Origin of the sequence: Paenibacillus paridis (genome assembly GCF_006345825.1) — a bacterium.
In the GTDB taxonomy this organism is placed as follows: Bacteria; Bacillota; Bacilli; order Paenibacillales; family Paenibacillaceae; genus Pristimantibacillus; species Pristimantibacillus paridis.
In genome coordinates, this window is record NZ_VCIX01000074.1 from 76,320 (window position 1) to 101,868 (window position 25,549).

Consider the following 25,549-nt stretch of genomic DNA (forward strand, 5'->3'; position numbering starts at 1 on the left):
CCTGATATTTTTAGCTAATTACGAGATATTGAATCTTAACCACTCACATGTGATAATACATATATTAAACGATTTATCATCTGATTTATTTAGTTGAAATAGTGATTAGTTGGACGATTCCGTGCAATTTCTCATAAATCGTTAGGAAGGAATGCTGACTCTTGGAAAGCTCCCCCAACCGTTATCCGCAGCAGCGTTCGGCAGCCCTAAGAGAATGGTCGCCGAGTGTGCATTATGCCCAGTTTCAACGCATGCCCACGGGCAGGCTCCCTGAGCGGAGATTGTACGATTTCGAGCTGCTTTACGTCTGTCAAGGCGAAGCTGCTACTCTCATGCAGGGACAGCGTTACAAGCTTGAAGCCGGGCAGCTTATCATTCTGCCTTCCGGCGTCTTTCACCAGAATGAGATCGTATCCGCTCCGGATGCTCGTTTTCTTGGCATTCATTTCGACTTTTTTGATGAGCTGGATATTCAGACGGAAGCTGATATGATCGTCAACGAATCAGCCTTATGGCCGCAAAAATTTTGCTATGAAGCCGTTGCGGAAGGCCAGTCTCCTCTAACGGAGCATCCGGTTTATACGCCGCCCCTTGCCTGCGTCCAGCTCATGGAGCTGCTTGTCGAAGAATTTACGATGCGCCGGCTCGGATACGAGCTGGCTTGCAAAGGGCTAATGCTGCAAATTCTAACCCTGCTGCTGCGCACGCCTTTATCGCGCACACTCTCGCAAGCGACCGTACACGGCGCACGCCTGGCTGGGCTGATAGAGCAAATCGAAGCAGCCCCTTCCCTGCAGTGGACGAACTCCACGATTGCGAGCAAAATGAATATGAGCGTCGACCATGCCGCAAAGCTCTTCAAGCAAATTGCAGGCATGCCGCCAAGCGAATTCGTGCAATCCATCCGGCACAGGGAAGCAAGAAAGTGGCTTCGCGAATCCGATTTAACCATTGAGCGGATCGGTGATCTCGTTGGTTATTCGGATATTCATTATTTCAGCCGCATTTTCCGGCGTCATGAAGGCATTTCCCCACGCGAGTACAGGAAGCTGTCTAAGATTTTATAAGGGGAGTAATGGAGGAACGCAGAAAAAAATCCCCAAAGCCGACATTGGCTTTGGGGATTTTTGAGGTTAAGGATAATCAGCTCCTGCTATTTAATAGCGCGTTCAATTTTGGATCTCGTTGAATGCCTCAGCATGCATTGGTACGGAATGATCATTTTAACCGGAATCGTATATTGATTCTCCAAATAATCAAGCAATAGCTTAACGGCAAACATTCCCATCTCCAGCTTGGGAACGTGAATGGTTGATAGCGGCGGCGAGGTGAATTCCGATATTTCTATATTGTCTACGCCAAAAAAAGCGATGTCGTCCGGAATTTTCAGCTCGCGTTCCGTTGCGGCCCGCATTGCGGCTATCGCCATCATATCGCTCGCGGCAAAAATTGCCGTTGGCGTATGGTCGTTTTTCTCGAACGCCTGCCTCGTCAGCTCATAGCTTAAGGCCACATCCCATTTGACATCGATCACCCAATGATCATAAATAGGCAGACCCGCTTCTTTCATTGCGCTTTGATAGCCTAAAAAACGTTTCTCATCACGGAAATCGTCATCCAGCTCCGCCCCGCCAATGTAACCGATTTGCCGGTGTCCCTGCTCAATCAAATGCTGAACCGCTTCCTTGGCCGCGGCTACGCGATCATAGCTGACAACGGGAACCTCTTTGTCCGAAATATCGACGCCTACGACAGCCCTTACGTTCGCTTTTATCCATTGGTAGGCTTCGGAATCGATGCGTTCCACCACAAGCATGCCGTCAATGCGATGCTCCTTAATGAGCGTGCGAAGCTGATCGACATCCGATTCATTTTCAATGCTGTATACAAATTCAAGGCGCATTCCCGCTGCGGCAAGCGCCTTTTCAATGCCTTCCAAAATAACCGAGAAATAAGGATTGTTATATTTATTTTGTGGAATCGCCACGACGCAGCCAATATGATACGCGCTTTTGGATTCATTTTTTTTCGTCTTTGGTGCACGATTCGTCCGGTAGCCGAGCTGCTCTGCCGTTTCCCAAATTTTTTTGCGCGTCTCATCGCTAACCGACCGGTTGGCGTCATTTTTCATCACTCGTGATACCGTCGAGATGGATACGCCAACCCGATCCGCAATATCTTTCAGTTTAGCCATTTTCCAGCCCTCTCTCCACAAAACAAAATCTAGGCACGCTACCTTTATTGGGGCAACTTTTACATTCCTCACAAAAAATTGCGGCAAATTTAATTTTATATTGCTTGGATTAGGATGTCAAGAATTCAAGCGCATCTAGCATAAAAAGCAGGGCAAACGCCATTCCAGCGTTTGCCCTACTTTTTCTTCACAGCCTGATAATGACAGCTGCTATTTGACTTTGGATGCCAAATCGCTAATGGCGGCTTGCAGGTCGCCTTCACCCGCTAGCGGCAGCTTTAATGCCTGTTCGCCATACGTCCATACCAAGTCGGTTTTTTTCGCCGTAAACGGCGAGATGATTCCGTATTGCTGCGCATCAAGGAAAATTTTATTCTCGCTGCCCGCGGTTTGAATATAAGCATCCGCTGCCGCTTTGTTCGCCGGAATGGAGTAGCCCTGCTTTGCAAGCTCGGTTTGGCCCTCTGGACCAGCAAGCCATGAAAGCAATTTAACGGAAGCCTCTTCATGCTTCGTATTCGCGCTGATCGCCATGCCTGCCGGCTGAACGACCGTTTGGTTCGTCTTAAACTTCGGCAAATAAGCGATGCCGTATTTAATGCCAGCTTCTTTGTAATTCGTTGTATTCCAGTTGCCGCCTGGATTCATAGCAACCTTGCCCGTCGTAATGCTTAGATTAACTTGGCCGCCCAAGCCTTCGATTTGTGCTGGCGTCGTGTTTATTTTCTTGTTCTTGGTCAGGTCGATAAAAAAGTTAAGTACTTCAAGCGCTTCAGGCGTATCCAGTGCGAGCGAGCCGTCATCATTAACTAATTTGGCGCCGTTCGACCACAGCTCGGGCTCCAGAAACCAATCCATCGTAGAGCCAGGAGAGATGGACATGCCCCATTGCACAATATTTTTGGCATCAAAATCAGCTTCGCCAGCATGCTTACCGTTTTTATCGAGCGTCATTTTCGTGGCGATATCTACGATTTCAGCCCATGTAGGTTCAAGGCTTGGCATCGCCGCGCCATAAGGATTTGTTTTGGAATCCGCAAACAGCGCCGTATTGTAATACCACACGATCACATTGGCATCGATCGGCAGTGAAACCTGCTTCTCCTGATACTTATGCAGACCCAGCAAACTTTCATCAATATTAGCTAGATCGAAAGAGTTCGCAGCCAGCAGCCCATCCAGCTCTTTGAAAATACCGAGTTCTGCATATTTTTCAATGTAAGCATAGCTGGTTTTAAACACATCCGGCAGCGTGCCGCCAGCGGCATTGGCTGTCAGTCCATCCCAGTAGCTGCCCCAATCCTTGCCTTCCAGCTTTACTTTAATGTCTTGATTCGTTTCCATGAATTTATTAAGAAGTTCCTGTGTACGCTGCAGTTCCTCTGCCGTTCCCCACTGGGAATAAGTAATCGTTACAGGCTCGCCGGAAGGCGCTGTTCCGCTCCCTCCGTCAGGCTTGTTTGGAGCATTCGTGCCGCTGCTGCCATTATTGCTGCCGCAACCTGAAAGGATTACTGCCGTTGCCAAAACCATAACCCAAGCACTGAACATCCATCTGCGTTTCGTATTCATGTAAAGTTCCCCTTTTACAATAGTTTGGAAGACAATAAACACGAGCCTAACTCATACGGCTATCCTTTCGATCCTGTAAGGACCACCCCCTCAACAATGTAACGCTGAGCAAAAAAGTACAGCAGCCCAATCGGAATAATGCTTATGAATGCGCCGGCGGCAAGCGCCGGGAAATCCTGGCTCGTCTGTCCGATCAGCATTTGAAGACCTACGCTGAGAGTAAACAGCTCGTTGTTTTTGATATACAGGAACGGCCCTAGAAAATCGAGCCACGAATTAACGAACGCAAAAATGATCGTCGTCATGATAATGGGCTTAGATAACGGCATGATAACCTTCGCATACACCGTCCAGCGGTTGCCTCCATCGAGATAGGTCGCTTCATCCAGCTCCTGCGGAATCGTAAGAAAGAACTGCCGGAACAAGAAAATATAATAGGCTCCGCCTAACCATGCAGGTACGATGAGCGGCAGCCAGGTGTCGATCCAGTGCAGCTTCGCAAAAAGCACATAGGATGGAATCATCATGATGGAAGGCGGGATCATTAGCGTCAGCAATACTATCGGAAACAGCTTGTCTCTATATTTCGTGGCAAACCGCGAGAAGCCGTAGGCGACGATCGAGCTGGAAATGACCGCTCCAAGCGCAACAAAGATCGATATCGCAAACGAATTTTGTATCCACTTCCACATGAGCGGCTGTACGGTAAATAATCGGTCAAAGGCCTCAAAGGTAAGCTGCTCCGGCAATATGGATGGAGGAACCTTGTAGGTTTCCATCTTTGTCTTCATCATCGTCGAGAGCATCCAGAGGAGAGGCCCGGCAAACAGCATCAGTGTCGCGCACAGCAAGAAATATTTCAGCGTTGTGCCGGCCAGGCTGGTTTTTTGTCCGCCATTCATATGTGTTTCCCCCTATTTCTCACCCTCGTAATAGACAAAACGGTTGGACAGCTTCATTAGCACAAAGGTAACCAGCGCGATCAAGGCAAATAAGAATATCGATTGCGACATGGCCATACTGAACTTCAGATCGGTAAAGGCCGACTTATAAATGTTGTACACGAACGTATAAGCCGCGTAGTTAGGTCCACCCTTCGAGAGCAATAGAGCTTCTGTAAACATTTGAAAGTTGTACATCGTTTGAATGATAATGACAAATAAAATCGATGGACTGATCATGGGGAGCGTAATCGAGAAAAAGCTTCTGAGCCTGCCTGCTCCATCAATCTCAGCCGCTTCATAGAGATGCCTCGGGACATTTTTGAGCGCGGCCAGAAAGATCAGAACACCGCTGCCGGATATCCAGACCTGAAGCAGGATAATGACTGGCTTAATCGTATGCTCTCCGCCGATCCAGTCGATTTTATCCATTCCGAAGATGCTAAGACCCGCATTTAAAATGCCAAACTCGGAGTTGAATACAAGCCGCCAAATAATGACCGTGGCCACGATTGGGACAAGCGTAGGCAAATAGTAGAAGGTACGGAACAATGCGATCCCTTTTACGTTAAAATTCAGCAGCAAAGCGAGCAGCAGCATTCCCGTCGTTACAATCGGAACACCGAATACGACGAAATACATCGTATTGAGCAAGCTTTTCATAAAAATCGGATCATCGATCATATGAATGAAATTGCTGAAGCCGACAAAGTTATAATTAACCGCGCCAGGCAGCTTCGCGTCGGTAAAGGCATAAAACACCGACGTCCCAAACGGAATAAGGAAAAAGGTTATAAATCCGATGATCCACGGCATAATGAACAGAAAAAACAATAATGTGTCATACTTCCTCAAGCTCTTCATCATGACACCCCTTAGCTCGTTAGTTCTTCCAAATAGACATACCGTTCCTCAAGAATGGACTTTTCTGCAGCAAGGGCAATCAAGAGCGCATCTCTTCCAATTTGCGCAGTTGCGAAAGGCTGTTTTCCTTCATGAATACATTTGATAAACTCAATGCGCTGGGTTTGCCCGCCAGTATGTCCACCCATGATCGAGTCCGAGGTTACATCCATCTCAAGATGATCCTTCGTGAAGTCCTCACCGCCAACGATATCAATCGTCTTATCGTTCTTAGCCACCATTTGTCCACCATTTTCCCCGATTAAGCCAATTTCAAGTCCTTCTCCCATTAAATTTCTTGGCTTAAGGTACATGCACAAACCGAGATTCGCTTTGCTTCCATTATCGTAATCCACGGTGATAAAGGCATGGTCGACGATCGACGTATCCGCAATGTTTTTGGCAGGATAATGGCTGTACGAATTGGTAATCCGATTTTCCTGCCCCTGCTTCATCACATGCTGGCCTCCCGAAGCAAACACCCGAACGGGCTTTGCTTTAATCATCCAGTTAAAAATATCAAAGTGATGACAATCCTTCTCGACAATTGCCCCTCCCGATTTGGATTTGTCATAGAACCAATCCGTGGGCGGAAACGGGTCGCGGAACTCCTTGCACCACATTAACTTCACATCGCCAAGGCGTCCCTTCTCCAGCTCCTTAGCCATCCTGCGATACAGATTCGAATAACGATATACAAGGCCGATTTGCAAAATGCGGTCATGCCGCTCCGCAGCCTCGATTATGGCATCGCAATCCTCGAGCGTATGGGCAACCGGCTTCTCCAGAAAGACGTGCTTGCCGGCCTCCAAGAATGCAACCGCTACTTCTCTGTGCAAATAGTTCGGAACGCTGATGACGACCGCATCTAAATCCTCTTTGCCAAGCAGCTCGCGATAATCCGTGCAAATCACCGGCTCACTATTCGCTAGCTCCGCCAGTGTACGCGCAACATTGGATTCATTCATGTCGCATATATACTTCACCTCGCATTCTTCCAGCCTGTCAAAGCCGATGCAATGATGCGAGCCCATATCACCAACACCGATAAATGCCATTCTAATCTTTCCCATGTCCGCACACTCCGTTGTCATTTTTTGCGCCAATCCCGTTACCAAAAAATAGATGTCAGATAAGCTAACCAGCTTCAGTTCATGTTTTGATAGTAATGCAATTTTTTCATATTGTCAATATTTTTTGGCTAATTATTTTCTTATATTTGCGGCAAATATCACGAAAATATAAATATAGCTAAATACGCCCTAGTATTGGCGCTTTTTTGTTAGTCATTACGGTATTCCGATTTCAAAATCAGTTATCATGAAAAATGTAAGCTTTTTCATTTGCCGCAAATTACAGCATGTTATTTGCGTGTTAGATTCGTATTTCCCTCTTTTTTCTTACGATATCAGCCAAATATCGTTCAGAATAACCAAAATAAGCCGGCACCCTCATTTCGGGTACCGACCGTTTGCTTTTGTTTTCTATTTTTTTGAACCCTATCGGATTATCGAATGTCCAGCCAGCTGTGGGATAGCCGCTTTCAAGGAAAGTCTCAAGACTTCCAAAACAACCCTTCCCGATCAATCTCCACTTGTTCAAGCTGTCGCTCGAAATCTTCGCTCGGAGAAATGATTTCTACAAAAGACCATGTATTTTCACCGTTCTTCGCGTACACTTTCCATTGCTGCGATTCGAAACGAAATTGTACGATATCGACACGCTCCCACTCATTTCGCAGCGAGGTTGCCCGCTCCTCTGCCAACGTCAGCTGATTGTCTACAATTTCATGCTTCAGTCTAACAGATACCTTTAAATCGCCAGGAACCTTCTGATGAATATAGCCATCCATAATCGACTCGATTCTTCTTAGGGTAAATGGATCCATGATCAAGAATCACCTCTTTGAATCTTGTAAAAAGCAGAGATTGCCTACCAGCTTGCTTTTTTGACGCCAGGGATTTGACCGGCATGGGCAAGCTCGCGGAATTTAATCCGAGATACTTTGAATTTGTTCAAATAGCCGTGAGGACGTCCCGTCAGCTCGCAACGGTTATGCAGTCGGGTTGCCGATGAATCCCTAGGCAGCTTCTGCAAAGCCGCATAATCCCCCTTCTCCTTCAGTTCTCTCCTAAGATCCGCATACTTGGCGACAAGCGCTTGTCTTTGCTGCTCTTTGACCACTTTAGATTTTTTAGCCATAGCTCTCCCTCTTTATTCGTAATTATTACTAATTAAATATATCAGATCATTCATCGTTTGCAAAGACTTGGACAAAATAAAATGGCCTGCTTCGTTTTGTCCATTGAGTACCGGCAATCATTCCATTACGATTGTATACATCGATAATGATTCTCATTATCTTACATCAATTTATTTATCGGAGGAGAAATAACATGTATCGAGGCACGAAACCCGCTGCTATTTTGGCTACATTTACATTAATGGGGGCATTATTGCTAGCCTGCGGCAGCAACGAGAACAAATCTGTAAATACTGCGAGCCCTACTGCAGAAACGACAGAAGCACCTACCACAACAGAACAAGCGGCAGAAACAACCCGTATGTTTACTGACTGGACCAAGCATGAGGTCGAGGTTCCTACAACCCCGCAGCGTGTCATTTATCACGGCGAAACAACGGGTGACCTGCTTGCATTGGGTGTTAAGCCCATTGGCATTATGACGGATGCTATTCAAGGTACGGTCATGGAAAATCTATTGCCGGATGCCGAGGATGTTGGTTTTCCGTTAAGCGTAGAGAAATCATTGTCGCTCAAGCCTGACTTGATTATTTTCTCTAATTCAGACGAACAGCAGTACGAGGCCATCTCTAAAGTGGCTCCGACCGTAACCTTCAACACCTTTGACAAGCTCGATGTGCGGATGCGTACGCTTGGGGACCTGCTGAATAAGAAACAGGAGGCTGAAGACTGGCTGGCCGCATACAAAGAAAAAACGGCCAGCATGTGGAAGCAGCTGCATGAGAGCGGCATAAAAGAAGGTGAAACGGCTTCTGTGTTCACGATGTATCCGGGCAACCGACTCTTCATTATGGCCATCGCCGGCCTGCCACAGTTCTTATATGAAGAAGGCGGCTTTAAGCCCACGCCAATTATTCAAGACCTGCTCGATAAAGAAACCGGCTTTGCAGAAATATCTCCCGAGCTGCTGTCCGAATATGCAGGGGATCGGATTTTCATTCTGAATCCCGTTGTTCCAGAAGCTCAGCAATCGACCAACGAGCTGCTCGAAAGCGAAATCTGGAAGAAGCTTCCCGCAGCCCAAAGCGGACAGGTCTATACCATTGATATTAACAAAGCATCCAGCGATGCTACTTCAAGAGAATGGCTCATTGAAGAGCTACCGAAAGTGCTCTTGAATAAATAATGCCCTAGTTTACTAACAATTCGAAGAAGCTCTTCAACATCTGTTGAAAAGCTTCTTCTTTTTGTCTATAATCAAATTAATTGATAATTATTCTCAATACTGAAAAGAGGCTGTATCATGTCTGCATCGCCATTAGCCGCTTTACCGCTGCGATCCTTGCTTTTTCATTTTATAGATATGGAGCTGTTCAGCTATTCGGAAGGCGCTGTGTTAGCCGAGGACATGGCCTCGAGCCATATGCTGATTGTATTCAAAAGCGGCAGCGGCCACCTTTATACCGGAGAACAGGGCTGCCTATTTACACCGGAAAGCTCATTCCTACTCTCCCCCTCCACCTCCTACCAATTTGAGAGCAGCGAGGATAGCAAAATCGAGTTTTACCGAATCTGCTTTCATGTTTTCCATGTCGAGAACGGAATTGCCCAGCCATTCGTCAAGCCTTTGTTCGCTGACCGGCAAGAGCTGCGTACCTATCCGCTCGTACATTGGACGGACCTCATCAATCAGCTTAATATCGGCCAAACGAGCCGTGACGATAAGGAAGCTCATCGCCAGCAGATGCATTTTCAGACGGTCATCGCTTTTTTGCTTGAGCATAATTTAAAGTTCGAACCCGCGGCAAGCTCCGCGCAAACCGTCGAGCATACCATTGCATATATGGAAATGAATTTTCAAGATAATATTACCGTCAGGCAGCTTGCCCAGATGGCCCATGTACCCGCTTGGCAATATACGTCCATTTTCAAGGAGCTGACCGGCAAAAAGCCGTTGGATTATTTAACGGAGCTTCGAATTAACCGCGCGAAGGAATGGTTGGTTCATACCGAAAATCCGCTCCGGGAAATCGCTGAGCGCGTCGGCTTTGCGGACGAGTATTATTTTAGCCGGCGCTTCCGTCTGATGACCGGTTATTCTCCCAGACAATACGCTATATCTATGAGTCAAAACATTCTTGTAAAGGACTGGATCGGACATGAAGTGCGAATCCCTTCGCAGCCTAGCCGCGTACTTTATTGCGGGGAATCCGTAGGCGATATGAAGATGCTGGATATTCCGCTAGTCGGAGACCAAATGTTCTGCAAAGATACGCCTATCAGTGAAGAGGAAGCTACCCGGCTCTCACCCGATTTAATTATTTTCGACCATTCCGATGAGAAGCTGTACGCCAAAATATCGCAGATTGCCCCTACTCTTACCTATAATTCACGCGGCTCGCTAGATGCCAGATTGATGATGCTTGGGGAGTGGTTTGGCAAAAAAAAAGAAGCCCAACAATGGCTTCTTCGTCATAACAGCAGCACGTCATTTATGTGGCAGCAGCTTCGGGAATTTGTAGGTCCGGAAGAAACAGCTTCCGTATTCGTCTTTCACCGGGGTAAACGGCTATTTGTTATGGGCAATATTGGTTTATCTTCGATCTTGTACCACCCCAAAGGCTTCCGCCCAGCTGGCAAGACCCAGGAAGTGATCCGATCAGGCAGGCCATATAAAGAAATCACGGCCAGAACGATTCATCATTATGCAGGTGACCGTGTATTTATGATACTTCCCGAGAGCCCAGAATCTCGGGGTGCCATGGAAGAGCTTATGAGCAGCGCGCTATGGAGAAACCTTCCTGCCGTTAAGAACGGGTACAGCTATTTGTTGAACGAACAGGACTGGAACTATGAGGATGCAGCTACGAGAGAGAAGCTGTTATCGCTTCTCCCCGAGCTGCTCATCCAAACCTCTTGAAATTTCTTAAGCGCCAAATTGCGCTTGGTGAAGGCGGCTGTATGCGCCCTTGGCAATGATCAGTTCCTCATGATTGCCCTGCTCGGCAATCCCTTGCTCAGCAACGACCACAATTCGGTCGGCATTCTTAATCGTTGCCAGGCGATGGGCGATGACAAGCGTCGTGCGGCCGCGTGACAGCTCGGCAAGGGCGAGCTGGATGGCTGCCTCCGTCTCGGTATCGAGCGCTGAGGTCGCTTCATCCAAAATGAGTATCGGCGGGTTCTTCAAGAACATACGGGCGATCGAAAGCCGCTGCTTCTGGCCTCCCGAGAGCTTGACGCCCCTCTCCCCTATCAACGTATCAAGCCCCTCAGGCTGCGACAATACAAGCTCCTCCAGCTGTGCCTGGCGCGCAGCCTGCATAACTTCCTCGTCCGACGCCCCAAGCTTGCCATAGGCAATATTTTCTCTGATGCTTCCATCAAAGAGGAATACGTCCTGCTGAACAATGCCGATATTCGAACGCAAGGATTCCAGCGTCATTTTGCGAATATCTACATGATCAATTGCGATAGAGCCTTCCTCCACATCGTAGAAACGCGGCAGCAAGCTGCAAAGCGTCGTCTTACCTGCTCCAGAAGGGCCAACTAACGCGACCGTTTCACCTGCGCGAATGGACAGGTTTAGTCCCTTCAGTACTTTATCTTTATTCTCATAACCAAAGGTAACATTTTTGAACTGAATATCGCCTTTCACGCTGCTCATGGCCACTGCATCCGGAGCATCGTCAATATCAGGCGCTGTTTCGAGCAGCTCCAAGTAACGCTTGAATCCGGCAATCCCTTTTGGATACGTTTCGATAACCGAATTAATTTGTTGGATGGGGCTTAAGAATACGTTAGAGAGCATAACGAACGCAATAAACTCACCGTAGCTCATTTGCCCTTGGATAACAAACCAAGTGCCGCATACGAGAACGAACAAAGAAATCAATCTCATCAATATAAAGCTGATCGATGAGTTCCATGCCATCACGCGGTATGCAACCAGCTTCGTCAAGCGGAATCGGCCGTTATTTTCAGCAAAACGAGCCATTTCATGCTTTTCGTTAGCGAAAGCTTGCACTACGCGAATGCCGCTTACGTTATTTTCAACGCGCGCATTGTAATCGGCAATATCGGAGAACATCCGTTTGAATGCCGCCGACATTTTCCGGCTGAAATACAGTGATAAATAGATCATAAGCGGAATGATAATAAACGTCATTAAGGCAAGCTGCCAATTGATGCTTAGCATGATCGCGAATGCGCCGGTGAGCGTCATCAAGGCAATAAACAGATCCTCCGGCCCGTGATGGGCAATCTCTCCGATATCCATCAAGTCATTCGTCATACGCGAAACTAGGTGGCCGGTCTTATTGTTGTCAAAGAAACGGAAGCTTAGCTTCTGTACACGGTCGAACAGCTGCTTTCGCATATCCGATTCAATATTTATGCCCAGCTTGTGTCCCCAATAGGTAACCACGTAATGCAACGCGGAGCTAAATATGTAAATAGCGAGCAGAGCGATACACGCATACAAGATCCACTTCCAGTTGCCGCTCGGCAGCAAGTCGTCAACGACGCGGTTGACCGCAAGCGGGAAAGCAAGTTCCAGCAACGCGGCCAATATTGCGCAGGAGAAATCCAAAATAAATAGCTTCTTGTAAGGCTTGTAATAAGCAAAAAAACGGCGCAGCATAAACAACTTCCTTCCTATCCTATTTATAATATGTGTAAATGAAAATCGTTATCAATTACATCTGTTTTATCGTATAGCATTATTGCTTTGGGTGGCAATGGACAAACGTGAGCATTTTTTTGTACAAAATGAAGACTAATCCCCCCCTTCGATGTCATGATTTTGTAGATTCCATGTCCTTTTCTCACAATTTCATGCGCCCTGCAGCTGTGCTAAAGTAGAAGCAACACAATGAAAAGAGGGAAATCGAATGACGAGAACGATACGAATTGGAATTATCGGAAGCGGCGGCATAGCAAGAGCGCACGCTTCAGCCTATAAAAAAATGCCGCTGCACGTAGAAATCGTAGCCGTAGCTGATAGCTTGCCCGGCAGAGCACAAGCATTCATCGAGCAGGAAGAGCTCGTCCATGCCACTGCATTCGAGGATCACCGCAAGCTGCTGGAGCTTGATTTGGATGGCGTCAGCATATGCACGCCTAACTTTGCTCACCATGAGACGTCTGTAAACGCTTTAAACGCGGGCAAGCATGTACTTGTCGAGAAGCCGATGTCAGTCACGCTGCAGCAGTCTATTGAAATGGTAGAAGCTGCTGAGCGCAGCGGAAAGATGCTGACTGTAGGCTTTCAACCTAGATATGACCCGAACATGTCATTAATTAAAGAAATTGTACAATCTGGTAAGCTAGGCAATGTGTATTTTGTTGAAACTGGCGGCGGCAGACGGCGCGGAATGCCTGGCGGCACCTTTATCAGCAAAGAGCTTGCGGGTGCAGGCGCAATGGCTGATATCGGCTGTTATTCTCTAGACATGGCACTTAATGCGCTCGGCTATCCGAAACCATTGACCGTCTCGGCCTACACGTCCAATCATTTCGGAACAAACCCGCTTTACCACAAAGAGGCGTCAAAATTTGAAGTCGAGGATTTTGGCGTAGCGATGATCCGGCTTGAAGGAGATATTGTGCTAAACTACAAAATCAGCTGGGCGATGCACATGGATTCACTCGGAGCAACCATGTTCCTCGGTACGGATGGCGGCCTAAAAGTGACGCCGGCAGGCATTGGTCCATGGAGTGGCGTATGGGATGGCAGCGTAGGCAGCATGACGCTCTTTCATGATGTCGTGAATCAGCACACGCAATCGGATATTCCCGTTATTGAGCACGGATTGAATTTGTTCGATGAGAAGGTCAGGGACTTTGTTGCCGCGATTACCGAAAACCGCCCTGCCCCTATTCCCGGTGCAGAAATATTGTACAACCAAGCGATTATTGACGGCGTTCTCCGCTCTGCCGCAAGCAAACGCGAGGTTACGATTGAATTGCCATAACAAAAAAAAGAATCCGCTCTCTTATGAGAGCGGATTTACTATTTGTGCCTGCCGATTATACAGAAGTAATGATGCCCCGATTGCTGCTTTTGGCGTAATTGATGATGGACTCGTACTGCGTCTTCGCAATTCGACGGTCAGACATCGGAAGGTGAGGGTTTTTCACAATCTCCGCTAGCTTCCTCAGCTCCTGCATTTCTTCAGGAGTTACTTTGACCGATTTTTTCCCCACATGCTCCACCCTCCTTAACGTTAATTTAGGATAGATAACTGCCCTAGAAGGCACGAGTTAATGTTCTATGGTCATTATACGCAAATCGCAAGCAAACTTGCATGTTATTTCGGTGGCGTTCGCGGATTTGGGTCATCTATTTCTTCCGGGAAAAGGTCTGCAAACTCTTTGTTTTGCTTGCCCTTCAAATAGGATAAGCCCGCATAACCTGCAAGCAAGGAGCTGCTCACCACCGCAAAATTATCGCTTGTATTCGCCATGGAGAGCGCTGTCTTCGCAAGAATCCCCGTCCCTATGGCAATCAGCAAATCGCCCAAAAAGCCTAGATCAAAAAAAATCTTTTTCTTTGCATTGCTGTTATCCCTAAACCCAATGACAAAAATAATAAAATAATACACGCGTTGAAGCCACTTCATCAGCCAGTTCGAGGACAGCTTTAAATCATCCTCATCGTATTCGATGACGAGCTTCGGCAGCTCGATAATGCCATTTTTCACAAAATGTCCGATAAGCCCGCCAACCAGGCTCATTGAAATGGATAAACCAAACACCTCGATAAAGGCTTGAAAGCTAGCAATGACCATCGCCGCATGACCACCCTTCAACCAGCGCATTTTCGCTTGGTAGCATAAATTGCACTACTTTCACTTTATGTCACTGCTTCGGGGTTCACTACTTTTTATTTCAACTGTTCATCATCGAACAAATCCATAAGCATCGTCGGAATGGAGAAACGTTGGTTGTTCATCAAGAGCTGGATCATTTCATCCCCGATGTCATTTTCCCGTTCTTCCTTGATGGCTTCGATTTCGTTATGAAGGCGCTCCATTTTCTGATCGAGCGCAGAAGCCGAATCCGCCGCTTCCTTTAGTTCGCTTAATAGCCGGGGCGGAATCGCTTGCTGATATTTATAATAAATTTTATGTTCCAGGCTAGCCCAGAAATCCATGGCAATCGTGCGGATTTGCACCTCTACGCATACGTTCTCACGACGATCCGAAATGAACACCGGCACTTCGATGAGCAGATGAAGACTTTGATAGCCGTTTGGTTTCGGGTTTTTGATATAATCTTTAACTTCCAGCAGATTCAAATCACTCTGATTTTTCAGCATATCGCTTATGCGGTAGATGTCAGAAATAAACGAGCAAGTAATCCGCAGCCCTGCAATATCTTTAATATTATTCCGAATGCTTGAGAACGTAAGCTCGCTTTGCTTGCGGTGAAGCTTCTCCAGAATGCTCTTTGGCGATTTCAACCGTGAGCTCGTATGCTCAATGGGGTTATAATCGTGCAGAAGATGGAACTCTTCCTTCAAAATTTCGATTTTTGTTTCCAGCTCCTGCAGCGCAAACTTGTACATCATTAGAAAACGAGTAACCTGCTGCTTCATATCTTTCATTTTTTGCATTTGATCGATGACCATATACTATTGTTCTCCTCCCACATGCTGTGGCTAACTGATCGTTTGTCAGGGGCTAATCATTAAGCAACGTAAATATTCTCTTTAATTGAGCCAAATCCTGCTTGGATATACGTTCGTTTATATAGCGGATTATCATTTCATCATTCTCTTTAAATGAATCAATATAAGTCCTGCCTTCATCTGTAATGGCAAGATAGACAACCCGTCGGTCTTCTTCCCCGCGGTATCTGCAGATCAACCCTCTTTCTATAAGCTTGTCTCCCATTAGCGTGACGCCGCCAGCAGTAATGAACAGTAATTCCGAGAGATCCGTTGACTTCATCGGACTGTGCTTACTAAGATATTGTAACATTCTCGTCTGGTTAATGGAAAAGCTGCAATCCATGCCTTTATACCATTCCGCTTTTATCTTTTTGTAGACACCCTTTAAAAGCGGGGATAACTCCTTCCACTCTTCGTAATCGTTCATTTTGCACCCCTCTTCATGCCTCATATTGACTTCATCGTATATGTGTTACTATAATTGCCTTGGCAACCGGTATAACGGTATAATAAATTCACCGAGGTGAATCGAATGAGCGTAGATAAATATGAAAATATGCCGGCGCTTGTGGACGTGTTCCAGCAGTTTGCCCGGGCGGATTGGCGCAAAAAAACAATGTGGGGCGGATTAAAGGCCAGTGAAGTCCGGATGCTCGTATGTGTCAAGCAAAGCAACGATAAAGGGACGACAGGCACGACCGTAACCGAAATCAGTAAAATGCTGCAGGTGACCTCGCCTACCGTAACCCAAATGCTCAACAGCTTGATCGCTGCCGGCTATCTCATTAGAACGGCCGACAAGAATGATCGCAGAATAACAGAGATCACGTTAACGGACAAAGGCGATCAGATTGCACAGAAAGCGGTAAATCGCTATCAAGCTATTTTCACCGGCATGATTGATCAATTGGGCAAAGAAAAAAGCGATCAGCTGGTCGAAATGCTGAACGAAGTATTCCAATATCTAGAGTCCGCTAATCGCAATGAAGACCTGTAACACACAAAGGGGATTCCGCTGGTCGCAGAAACTGCAGCTGGCGGAATCCCTTCTTTTGGAGTCTGTTAATTTAGAGCAGGCTCTTTTTTTAGTTTGTCTGCAGTTTCAGGACTTGCTTTCGCTTTCGCATCGTTTGCAGAGCGAAGCGGTATCTCTTTCAAGAAGAACACGAGCACAAACGCTACGATGAGCAGCGACATTCCGAACAGGAATACCACCGTTAAAGATTCACTTAACACGCCGCGTACCATTTCAATAATATGCGTAAACAAAGGCTGAATTTGTTCTGGCAGCGTAGCATGCAGCTCCTTCAGCTTTGGCTGATCGAGCAGCATTTGCGGATTTAGGAAGCTGGATAAATTTTGAGCCGTTTCAGCGTCTACCTGCGATAAATCCGGTCCTTCGCCTGCTTTGACGGCTGCCTCAAGCTTGCTTGACATGGTGGAGTTCATTACGGTTCCCATCACCGCAATCCCGATGGTACCGCCGAGGTTACGGAACAAGGTAGCTGTAGCCGTTGCAACGCCAAGCTGTGTTGGAGCAACCGCATTTTGAACCGTTAATGTAAATACAGGCATCGAAATACCCAATCCGATCCCGAATACGATCATTGCCGCTACCGCAACGCCGACATTGTTCATAAAGGCCATCATAAGCATGCCGACAACCATGAACGGCATGCCTGCAATCGCAAACCGTTTATATTTACCGGATTTGGAAATCCAACGTCCTGACAATGTGCTCAGGAAAATCATCGCGATGGACATCGGCATATTGACAAAGCCTGAATAGGTAGGCGAAATGCCGAGAACCCCTTGGACGAAAAACGGAAGGTACATCATCGCGCCCATCATGCCGGCATTCATCAAGAAGCCAATGGAATTCGAGATCGTAACGATACTGTTTTTAAACATTGACAATGGCAATACCGGACTTTTCGCTTTACGTTCAACCAACAGCAAAATGACCAATAAAACGAATGCTGCAGCAAACATGCTAATGATTTGAGGAGAACCCCAAGCGTATTTTGTACCTGCCCAAGAGAAGCCAAGCAGCAAAACAACCAACATAAGGGACAATAACAGGGAACCAGCATAGTCAATCGATTCCGTTATTTTGCGAGCCGTTTTTGGAAACATGGACCAAATCATACCGAATGCAACTAAGCCAAGGGGAAGGAAAATCCAGAAAATCCACTTCCAAGCGATATGGTCGACCATGAAGCCGCCCAAGGTTGGCCCGATGACACTCGAGAAGCCGAATACAGCCATCATAATGCCGGTCCATTTTGCCCGCTCCCGAGGTGCGAATAAATCACCGACGGCTGTGACTGTGGCCGACATGAGAATACCGCCGCCTAAACCTTGAATGCCTCGATAAGTAATAAGCTGAAACACGGTTGTCGATGTGCCGCAAAGGAAGGCACCAATAATGAAAAATACAATCCCGACTAACAGGAATGGCTTCCGTCCATAAATATCGGATAACTTGCCGACAAGCACTGTAGCAATCGTGGAGGTAAGCATATAAATGGTAATGACCCAAGTATAATATTCAATCCCTCCAAGTATGGCAATTATCCTAGGCATTGCTGTACTTACAATCGTCTGATTAATAGCAGCAAAGAACATCGCCGCCATCAGAGCAATCATGATGGTCACTTTCTTCTTTTGCGTTAATTGCTCCATATGCCCTACACTCCTAAACCTTTTAATTTATTATGGCCCATTGGCGACAAAACTAATTTGCTATTTTAGTTAGGTTGCCAACCTATTATATGATCATACAATAACTTTAGTACTAAGACAACTGCCAAATCTTCTAAGCGATTCCTCTGGAATCCAACGCCATACGGAACACAAAAAAGGCAAACCGAAGGTACTTCGGCTTGCCTTTTTTGTTCATTTTTTTCGCGCGCGCTTTACTCCACAAACACCCCCCATCGCCTTATTAAAAAAGCTTATGGGTGGATTTCATCTATATTAATCGCCTAACGGAAACCAGCCCGGCGTATGAACGATTGCTTGCCAAAGCGGGGTTGGCACGACCAAACGGTCTTGGTCTGCCTTGCTAAGCGTAGTTTTTATTTCATCCTCGCGTCCTTCTGCGACCTTCTCCACCCAATCTGGCTCGACAATGAGTTCTCTGCCGATGGCAACAAGCGGAACTCCTGTTGAAAGAGCTTTGATGGCATCGTCAGGCGTGTGGATGGAACCAACGCCAATGACGGGAACAAGGTGGCCTACGCGTTCTTGAATCCATTCGAGGCGAGTCTTCGACTCGGCTGCCCCGCGTCTAGGCAATGACCAATATTCCATAAGCGACACATGCAAATAATCAAGATCTTTCGTCGCAAGCTCATCAACAAGTCGGAACGTATCCTCCATCGTAATCCCAGGCGTGGTTGCTTCTTCAGGCGAGAAACGATAGCCAACGATAAAAGGCTGCTTCGCATGGGCAGCTGCCACCCGCTTCACTTCATCTACGATCGCAAGCGGAAAACGAAGGCGGCTCTCCACATTGCCGCCCCAGCGGTCATCACGCGTATTGGAATGCGCGGAGAAAAATTGCTGTACAATATAACCGTTAGCGCCATGGATCTCTACGCCGTCAAAGCCGGCCTCAATCGCTCTTCTTGTCGCCTCACCAAAATCGCGAATGATCGACTCGATTTCGTCATCCAATAATGCGCGCGGTACGACATTTGGATTTTGCTCGGAAGCTACGGCACTAGCACTTACAACATCGCCTCCAGGCACCAAGCTTACCGGACATTCTCTTCCGCCATGGAAGATTTGAAGCACAGCCTTTGCCCCTTTTTCCTTAATCGATGCAGCCAATCGACTTAAGCTAGGAATCATTTCATCGCTATGGGCTCCGAATTCACCTTGGAAGCCTTTGCCGTTGGGCGTGACATAGACGCATGCCGTAACAACAAGGCCTACTCCGCCTGCACGGCGCGTATAATAAGCTAGCTCAGAATCGGAGACCGTTCCATCATCATGGGAAGAAAAATTCGTCATAGGTGCCATCACGACACGGTTTTTCAACTCGCTGCCTCCAGGCAACGATATTTTTTCGAACAATGGTTTATAGTTTGATTTCATTTTATTCATCTCTCCCACAATCTATTTAGCAGCAAACTTAACTGTATCTTTTTTCAATACTGTAATCTTAATTTATACAGTTACGGATGTCAAGCAGCAAAACAAAAAAACATTTCGGCTTTTCAGCTCGAAATGCTTTCTTAGCATGGCGAATTAGGCTTGCAAATATAAATATTCTTTTTCATTCCGGTTTGTATGCAATACCCAATATTGCTCGGCAATCGCATCTGGATCAAAAAAGCTGCCTTTCTGCACATAGCCGCCAATCGTTACTGTACCAACATAAATGCCATGCGGCTTAAGCTCATCCGCTAAAGTAAAAGCAAGCGAACGAATGCCCGCTTTGCCGATGGACAAGGAAGCTGACGTCACGGAAGGGTATAGCGACAAGCCGCCACCGGTAAATAATATGGTGCCTTGATTTCTTGCGATCATATCCGGAATGACTTGCTTCGCGCTCGTCAAAGCGCCAACCACATTAACTTTGAACTCCTCAAGCAGCTGCGTCTCCGTCAATTCCGTCGGCTTAAATCTAGAAATGACCGCCGCATTATAAACAAGCACATCCGGCGCTCCATGCTGCTTGTATATCGTTTCGAATGCTGCTGACAAAGAAGCCGGATCTGACGCATCTGCTGTCAGGCCATGCGCTTCGATTCCCAGCTCGTTAAGCTCATTCGTATACCCTTTGAGCGCCTCAGCCCTTCGGGCCAACAGTACGACGCGAAAACCCTCGTTCCCAAATCTCTTGGCGACAGCCGAACTTACGCCCGGTCCCGCGCCTACGATGACCAATATAGGTTTGCCCATTTTTTTGTCCTCCTCATTGCTTTCGCTTTTTTCAACCAAATAAGGTACAGAATATATTCCCGCTGCTTACAAGCCAATCGCATTGCTGTAAACGGATTTTAACATTCATTTCCTATTCTTGCTAATTCATAAAATCTATAACGTTATTAAAATCAGACCCATAATACAAAAAAATCCCCCTTGCGGGAAGAATGCTAGGCATTCATCATATCCGGCAAGAGGGACGATCCTTCATTATACCTTAAATAACAAATTATAAATCACTTGGGCGGCTTCGGCCCGGTTGGAAATGCCTTTGGGCACAAATTGATCCTTAGTACGTCCTTGCAGCAAGCCAAGCTCTACTGCCTTGCTCACATCCGCGCCTGCCCATACGCTAATTTGGGCTGCATCCTTGAATGTACCCGCAACACCACCGGATGCTGTTGTACCGGATTGGAGCTCGAACGCCCTAAGCACAAGGACAGCCAGCTCTTCGCGCGTAATTTTCTCATTTGGCGCAAACACCGCTGCGCTTCGTCCTTGAATCAAGCCCGCTTTTACCGCCATGTTAATATCAGCTGCATACCATTCCGTACCTTTCACATCCGCAAAGGTGGAAGTGCCTGTTTCCGTAAGCTTCAACGCTCTGACGAGCAGCGACGTGAATTCAGCGCGTGTGACGCTCCGCAGCGGTTCAAAGGTTATGTCCCCCGTTCCGGTTACGATTTGCTTGGCCGCCAGCTCCTTAATAACGGAGGCTGCCCAGAAATCGGCCTTTACATCGGCAAACGATTTGTTGATTTCCAATAATGCATATTTGCTAAAATGGCTAATTTGGGCTTTCATCTGGCCGCCAGTATGCTCGCCACCGACAAATTCCAGCTTTCCGTTTTCCGCCACATAATAAATATTCGAAAGCTTGGAGTCGATCCCGCTGCCGGCTGCGATATGAATCGTCATCGCCTCGTTAAAATCTTTCAACTCGTGCATTCCGCCATCCTTGGTTTGAAGGTAGAGATTAAACTCATAAATGTCTCCGCCTGCTTTCACGCCTGCTTTGGACTCGGAAGCAATTAACGCAAGCAAGGCATCCGCTTGGCTTTTGACTAAGGTCTCGATTTTCAAAATAATGGCGCTATCCTTCAACTGCTCAGCGGGAACCTTTCCCTCAAGCTGCTTAAATAGCGAGCTTGGCACAAGCAGCTTCATTTCGCCTGCATTTACCTCGAGCTGTTTGCTGCCGAGCAATTCAAACGCGTTATAAGGCAGCCTTACTTTTGTCGCGCTTTCTGGCAATTGAACAACTACCGTGCTGCCGGTTGCATTGGCCAGCTGCGAAGATATTACGTCTACCACGTCAGTATCCGTCGAAGGACTTGGGCTTGGGCTAGGCACTGATCCGCCTCCGCCACCTCCGCCTGCAATGGTGATATTAGCTGAAACCGCCGCTGCCGCGATCTGATGCAGACCCGAATCAAGAAGCTTAACATCCTTTAGCGTAATGACGGCATTTGCAGCTTTTTTGGCTGCGAATGTGAAAGTAACCAGCTCTGCCGATCCGTTCACGCTTGCGGTCGTTCCTGTTTTCGTATGGGCAAATATAAGATGATGACCTCCAGCCTCTGACTGCTTCACAGGGACAGCAAAGCCTTTTAGCTCTGTTTTTTCGCTGCCTTCCTGAAATTCCAGCTGAGCCGGATCATAATACAGGGATAGCTCGAAGGCATACAAATCAGTCACCTGCTCCGCCTTAACGGTGACTTGAATGTTCTCCTCCAGGGCAGGCTGATCATTTGAAACCAGAATAGATACCGCAGGGGTCTCAGCTGCAAAAGCTGCTACGGGAAGCATGAGCATAATTAGAAGTAACGAGCTGCACAGAAGAAGCCATTTACGTGCCATAGGTAGATCTCTTCCTTTCAAGTTGAAATGATGCGCATAGATGGATGAAAGGGGCTGGATCAGCCCCTTTCATCGTCCAATTGCTATTTTCCGTTTAAGCTGCAGGCACAAGTGCAGGCGGCGTCTGCGGCCCTTCAACAAGAGCCGGCGTTGTCGATGGAGCTTCACGGTGGTGCGTGTGCTGCTCGAAAGAATAAGCAAGCTTGATTAAGGTTTGCTCATCGAATGGTCTGCCTAGCAGCTCAATGTTTTGAGGTAGCTTTGGCTGCGCGCCGTTATCGACAAAGCCTGCCGGTACCGAAATAGCTGGGAATCCAGAGAACGGGCTAAGTCGGTTGGCACTGCCTGCGTTCGTTGTTGACAAGCTCGTAGGCGGGTTTGCCGTTGACGGATAAAGAAGGGCATCCAAATCATTGTCCGTCATCGTTTTAAGCAGCGAAGTCTGAGTGATTTTAGGACGATTCACAATAATGTCCATATAATCCGTATTCGTACTCAAATCACCAATCGCATTTCTCGTCTTGTAAGAAGACAATTGGCTGCCGAGCAGGTCGGTTTCCGATGCGATAATGTCACCTAGCGAACGATAAGGCACGAGTGTACCAGGTACATTATTGATATATTTTTCAAAATATTCATTAAGCTGCGATTTGAATTCAAAGCCGCTTAAGCTGCTGTAGCCTAAAATTTTAGTTAAATTAGGAACCTCAACATGAACAATCGTTGCGCCCGCCGCTTCCATATCGGCGATCGCTTGCTCCGTCAAACCTTTAACCTTCGCATTCGTGCCTAGCAGCGCGTCTATAACTCCGATGCGCGCTCCCTTTAGACCATCAGCATCCAAAAATGCCGTATATGTGCTAGGCGTACGGCCAACACTATACAATGTTGCAGCATCCTCCGGATCGTAGCCTTTCATCACATCCATCGAAATTGCGATATCGGTTACCGTTCTGGCGATCGGTCCGCCAACATCCTGTGAAAGTGCCAGCGGGATGATGCCTTCCCGGCTGGTTAAGCCAATCGTTGGACGAAGTCCAACCAGATTGTTATAGGAGGATGGAACGCGGATGGAACCGCCCGTGTCCGTGCCTAGGCCGATTACGCCAAAGTTTGCCGCAAGCGCTGCGCCTGTACCGCCGGACGAGCCGCCTGGATTTTTAGTCAGATCATAAGGATTCAGCGTTTGTCCGCCAAGCGAGCTGATTGTAGAAAGACCAAATGCGAATTCATGCAGATTGGATTTTGCCAGTATAATCGCGCCAGCATCCTTCAATTTTTGCACCATAAACGCGTCGCTCGTCGTAAAGTTATCCTTCAAACACGTACAGCCTGCCGTCGTCGCCATACCAATGGTGTTGTAATTATCCTTCACGATAATCGGAACGCCGTGCAGCAGGCTTCGGGGGCCTTTCGTTTTGCGCTCTTGATCGAGTTCTGCTGCGATTGTTAACGCCTCTGGGTTGACAGAAATAATAGATTTCAGCGTCGGACCTGCCGAATCATACGCAGCGATCCGATCCAAATACAGGTTCACCAGGTCTACAGCGCTTAGCGTTCCGGCTTCCATCGCATTTTGAATATCCATAACACTGGCCTCCATCACCTCAAAGGGTTTGCCGGCATCAAAAACGATAAGCTTGCCCAGCGCAGCCAAATCTGAGATTTCAATGATACCATTCCCGTCAAAATCGGCAGCGACAGCCTTTGCCCAATCCGCGCTGCTTGAATCGATTCCGAAATATCCGATCAATAAGGCCAAATCACCAATATCAACGACGTTGTTGCCGTTCAGATCTCCCTTGACTCCCGTTTCGTCTGCCGTAACCGCAACGCCATGCGTGGATGCTTGTGTCGTCGAAGTCGTACCCTCGTCACCCAAGCCAAGCTCAGCCGATACCGTTATGTTATTTACACCGGCTCTCGCCTTTGCAATGAAGGAAAGGTGCAATACTTGTTCCCCATCCGCAAGCGCACTGCCCGTAACCGCAGTAACAATCGTCACTTGGCTAATGCCTTTATTTTCGCTGAGGATTTGCGTCTTGTCCGTCGCCGGACTGGAAGATACATATTCAAACAAGGCCGAATTGTACTCTATCGTGTATTTGCCAGCCTTCACGTCACTGGCGGAAGAAGATAATGAAACGTTAACCTGGAACTGCTCGCCGACTTTTGCCAGTACAGGGCCACTAATGCCAAGAACGGGTGATCCCGCTGCGAGAGTAATAATATTTTCTGTTTCTTGTTCATTTACAGCAACCGGCTCATCTTGCTGCGCATATGTACGGGTTGGAGCGGCTATGAAAACAAGACTCGTAAATAGGGTGGTCGTCACAACAGCAGCACAAAACTTCTTCATTAATGAGTTTTTCATCATATCCTCCTCAATCGCCTACGAAATGTAAATAAAACTAACATTTGTTCCACTCAAACAACTACAAGACTACTAATTTGATCTGAAAAAAGGTTTTCCATCTCCTATCTCTATATCTTATGTTATATTAACTAACATATAATCATTTAGTATATTTACTGCTGACCCCTTTATCAAATCGATTTTAGCCAGAAAAATCGCTTTCATAGTTCAAAATCTAGCAAATCCTCTATCATTCTCTCCCTATCTCTCTATTACATAGAAAACGCTTATAACCTGACATGCCAAAAAGGCTTCCCGAAAGTTCGGGAAGCCTTCCTTATTTATATAATAAAAGCGCAGTTAGTTCAGTTGAATTAACCATTTGCGTTTTGATCACTATGCGAGAAGATCATGCTTTAAGGACTCTGTTGTAGCCAGATTCTTTGATTAACTTAAACATGTAAAGGCAAGAATCTGACTCCAAAGGCGAGCACTGCGTTGCTCTAGAACGATCTTCTCGCTTCGCAAAACTTCATTCCTTTCGTTCAACTTCTCTATTTCTCCAAAACCCCGCTAGCTGCCCATTCGAGGAAACCTTGCTTTATTAGATCTATTTTTTAGACCTATTTCATCAATTTCAGCTATTTGCACCAGATTAGATCTATAAATTAGATCTATTTCTCCAAAACCGAGCCAGATTCTGCCTAATTGGATCCTCCGGGCTAATTTAGATCTATTTTTTAGACCTATTTCATCAATTTTAGCTATTTGCACCAGATTAGATCTATAAATTAGATCTATTTCTCCAACACTCGGTCAAGTCCAAATTTGTGTGTAAAATCTCATCTAGCTTATCGGAATGGATATCAACGGTTGTTTCGCCATTCATGGTAGGCAGCCATGTCCA

Annotated in this window: 22 protein-coding genes; 5 read left to right on the forward strand and 17 right to left on the reverse strand. The window is 46.9% G+C overall.

Annotated features, from left to right (window positions below):
• Nucleotides 1–161: 161 nt before the first annotated feature.
• Nucleotides 162–1,067 (forward strand): AraC family transcriptional regulator, encoded by a 906-nt coding sequence (locus FJQ58_RS06185; protein ID WP_139991558.1) that lies wholly within the window; start codon nucleotides 162–164, stop codon nucleotides 1,065–1,067.
• 86 nt (nucleotides 1,068–1,153) lie between these two features.
• Here FJQ58_RS06185 and FJQ58_RS06190 read toward each other — a convergent pair whose 3' ends face one another.
• The 7 genes from FJQ58_RS06190 to rpsN form a co-directional block, all read right to left on the reverse strand.
• Nucleotides 1,154–2,194 carry a LacI family DNA-binding transcriptional regulator gene (locus FJQ58_RS06190; protein ID WP_139991559.1) on the reverse strand — a complete coding sequence of 347 codons (1,041 nt, stop codon included), beginning with the start codon at nucleotides 2,192–2,194 and terminating at the stop codon, nucleotides 1,154–1,156.
• Between the two features lie 210 nt (nucleotides 2,195–2,404).
• Nucleotides 2,405–3,766, reverse strand: a complete 1,362-nt coding sequence (locus tag FJQ58_RS06195; protein ID WP_139991560.1) for an ABC transporter substrate-binding protein — start codon at nucleotides 3,764–3,766, stop codon at nucleotides 2,405–2,407.
• A 59-nt stretch (nucleotides 3,767–3,825) separates the two neighbouring features.
• Complete coding sequence (locus tag FJQ58_RS06200; protein WP_139991561.1) at nucleotides 3,826–4,668, reverse strand: carbohydrate ABC transporter permease; 843 nt, start codon at nucleotides 4,666–4,668, stop codon at nucleotides 3,826–3,828.
• A gap of 12 nt (nucleotides 4,669–4,680) precedes the next feature.
• On the reverse strand, nucleotides 4,681–5,571 hold the full coding sequence (locus FJQ58_RS06205) for a carbohydrate ABC transporter permease (protein WP_238403843.1): 891 nt from the start codon (nucleotides 5,569–5,571) through the stop codon (nucleotides 4,681–4,683).
• 11 nt (nucleotides 5,572–5,582) lie between these two features.
• Nucleotides 5,583–6,683 (reverse strand): Gfo/Idh/MocA family protein, encoded by a 1,101-nt coding sequence (locus FJQ58_RS06210; protein ID WP_139991563.1) that lies wholly within the window; start codon nucleotides 6,681–6,683, stop codon nucleotides 5,583–5,585.
• 482 nt (nucleotides 6,684–7,165) lie between these two features.
• Nucleotides 7,166–7,498 (reverse strand): DUF3024 domain-containing protein, encoded by a 333-nt coding sequence (locus tag FJQ58_RS06215; RefSeq protein ID WP_139991564.1) that lies wholly within the window; start codon nucleotides 7,496–7,498, stop codon nucleotides 7,166–7,168.
• 44 nt (nucleotides 7,499–7,542) lie between these two features.
• Complete coding sequence (rpsN, locus tag FJQ58_RS06220) at nucleotides 7,543–7,812, reverse strand: 30S ribosomal protein S14 (protein ID WP_139991565.1); 270 nt, start codon at nucleotides 7,810–7,812, stop codon at nucleotides 7,543–7,545.
• 194 nt (nucleotides 7,813–8,006) lie between these two features.
• Between rpsN and FJQ58_RS06225 the strand changes: the two genes are divergently transcribed.
• Nucleotides 8,007–8,999, forward strand: coding sequence for an ABC transporter substrate-binding protein (locus FJQ58_RS06225; protein WP_139991566.1), 993 nt, complete (start codon nucleotides 8,007–8,009; stop codon nucleotides 8,997–8,999).
• Between the two features lie 117 nt (nucleotides 9,000–9,116).
• Nucleotides 9,117–10,733, forward strand: coding sequence for an AraC family transcriptional regulator (locus tag FJQ58_RS06230; RefSeq protein WP_139991567.1), 1,617 nt, complete (start codon nucleotides 9,117–9,119; stop codon nucleotides 10,731–10,733).
• A 6-nt stretch (nucleotides 10,734–10,739) separates the two neighbouring features.
• On the opposite strand, the gene FJQ58_RS06235 is transcribed toward FJQ58_RS06230, so the two are convergent.
• Nucleotides 10,740–12,455: an ABC transporter ATP-binding protein gene (locus FJQ58_RS06235; protein WP_139991568.1), complete on the reverse strand. Its 1,716-nt coding sequence runs from the start codon at nucleotides 12,453–12,455 to the stop codon at nucleotides 10,740–10,742.
• Between the two features lie 250 nt (nucleotides 12,456–12,705).
• Here FJQ58_RS06235 and FJQ58_RS06240 point away from each other — a divergent pair, with 250 nt between their 5' ends.
• Nucleotides 12,706–13,788, forward strand: a complete 1,083-nt coding sequence (locus FJQ58_RS06240; RefSeq protein WP_139991569.1) for a Gfo/Idh/MocA family protein — start codon at nucleotides 12,706–12,708, stop codon at nucleotides 13,786–13,788.
• A gap of 55 nt (nucleotides 13,789–13,843) precedes the next feature.
• Here the strand turns inward: FJQ58_RS06240 and FJQ58_RS32260 are convergent, their stop codons facing one another.
• The 4 genes from FJQ58_RS32260 to FJQ58_RS06255 form a co-directional block, all read right to left on the reverse strand.
• On the reverse strand, nucleotides 13,844–14,020 hold the full coding sequence (locus FJQ58_RS32260; RefSeq protein ID WP_161601598.1) for a hypothetical protein: 177 nt from the start codon (nucleotides 14,018–14,020) through the stop codon (nucleotides 13,844–13,846).
• A 104-nt stretch (nucleotides 14,021–14,124) separates the two neighbouring features.
• Nucleotides 14,125–14,604, reverse strand: a complete 480-nt coding sequence (locus FJQ58_RS06245) for a hypothetical protein (RefSeq protein ID WP_139991570.1) — start codon at nucleotides 14,602–14,604, stop codon at nucleotides 14,125–14,127.
• 95 nt (nucleotides 14,605–14,699) lie between these two features.
• Nucleotides 14,700–15,446, reverse strand: a complete 747-nt coding sequence (locus tag FJQ58_RS06250; protein WP_139991571.1) for a GTP pyrophosphokinase — start codon at nucleotides 15,444–15,446, stop codon at nucleotides 14,700–14,702.
• A gap of 52 nt (nucleotides 15,447–15,498) precedes the next feature.
• Entirely contained in the window at nucleotides 15,499–15,915 is a 417-nt protein-coding gene (locus FJQ58_RS06255; protein ID WP_162341347.1) for a MarR family winged helix-turn-helix transcriptional regulator, read from the reverse strand.
• A gap of 105 nt (nucleotides 15,916–16,020) precedes the next feature.
• On the opposite strand from FJQ58_RS06255, the gene FJQ58_RS06260 reads away from it, so the two are divergent.
• Nucleotides 16,021–16,485 (forward strand): MarR family winged helix-turn-helix transcriptional regulator, encoded by a 465-nt coding sequence (locus FJQ58_RS06260; RefSeq protein ID WP_139991573.1) that lies wholly within the window; start codon nucleotides 16,021–16,023, stop codon nucleotides 16,483–16,485.
• A gap of 65 nt (nucleotides 16,486–16,550) precedes the next feature.
• On the opposite strand, the gene FJQ58_RS06265 is transcribed toward FJQ58_RS06260, so the two are convergent.
• The 5 genes from FJQ58_RS06265 to FJQ58_RS06285 all read right to left on the reverse strand — a co-directional run bounded on the left by FJQ58_RS06265 (nucleotide 16,551) and on the right by FJQ58_RS06285 (nucleotide 24,660).
• Nucleotides 16,551–18,173: an MDR family MFS transporter gene (locus FJQ58_RS06265; RefSeq protein ID WP_139991574.1), complete on the reverse strand. Its 1,623-nt coding sequence runs from the start codon at nucleotides 18,171–18,173 to the stop codon at nucleotides 16,551–16,553.
• A gap of 294 nt (nucleotides 18,174–18,467) precedes the next feature.
• Nucleotides 18,468–19,592, reverse strand: a complete 1,125-nt coding sequence (locus FJQ58_RS06270) for an NADH-dependent flavin oxidoreductase (RefSeq protein WP_139991575.1) — start codon at nucleotides 19,590–19,592, stop codon at nucleotides 18,468–18,470.
• A 153-nt stretch (nucleotides 19,593–19,745) separates the two neighbouring features.
• On the reverse strand, nucleotides 19,746–20,402 hold the full coding sequence (locus FJQ58_RS06275; RefSeq protein WP_139991576.1) for an SDR family NAD(P)-dependent oxidoreductase: 657 nt from the start codon (nucleotides 20,400–20,402) through the stop codon (nucleotides 19,746–19,748).
• A 234-nt stretch (nucleotides 20,403–20,636) separates the two neighbouring features.
• Entirely contained in the window at nucleotides 20,637–22,286 is a 1,650-nt protein-coding gene (locus tag FJQ58_RS06280) for an S-layer homology domain-containing protein (protein WP_139991577.1), read from the reverse strand.
• A 94-nt stretch (nucleotides 22,287–22,380) separates the two neighbouring features.
• A complete protein-coding gene (locus tag FJQ58_RS06285) occupies nucleotides 22,381–24,660 on the reverse strand; it encodes an amidase family protein (protein ID WP_238403845.1) in 2,280 nt (759 codons plus the stop codon).
• Nucleotides 24,661–25,549 lie beyond the last annotated feature (889 nt).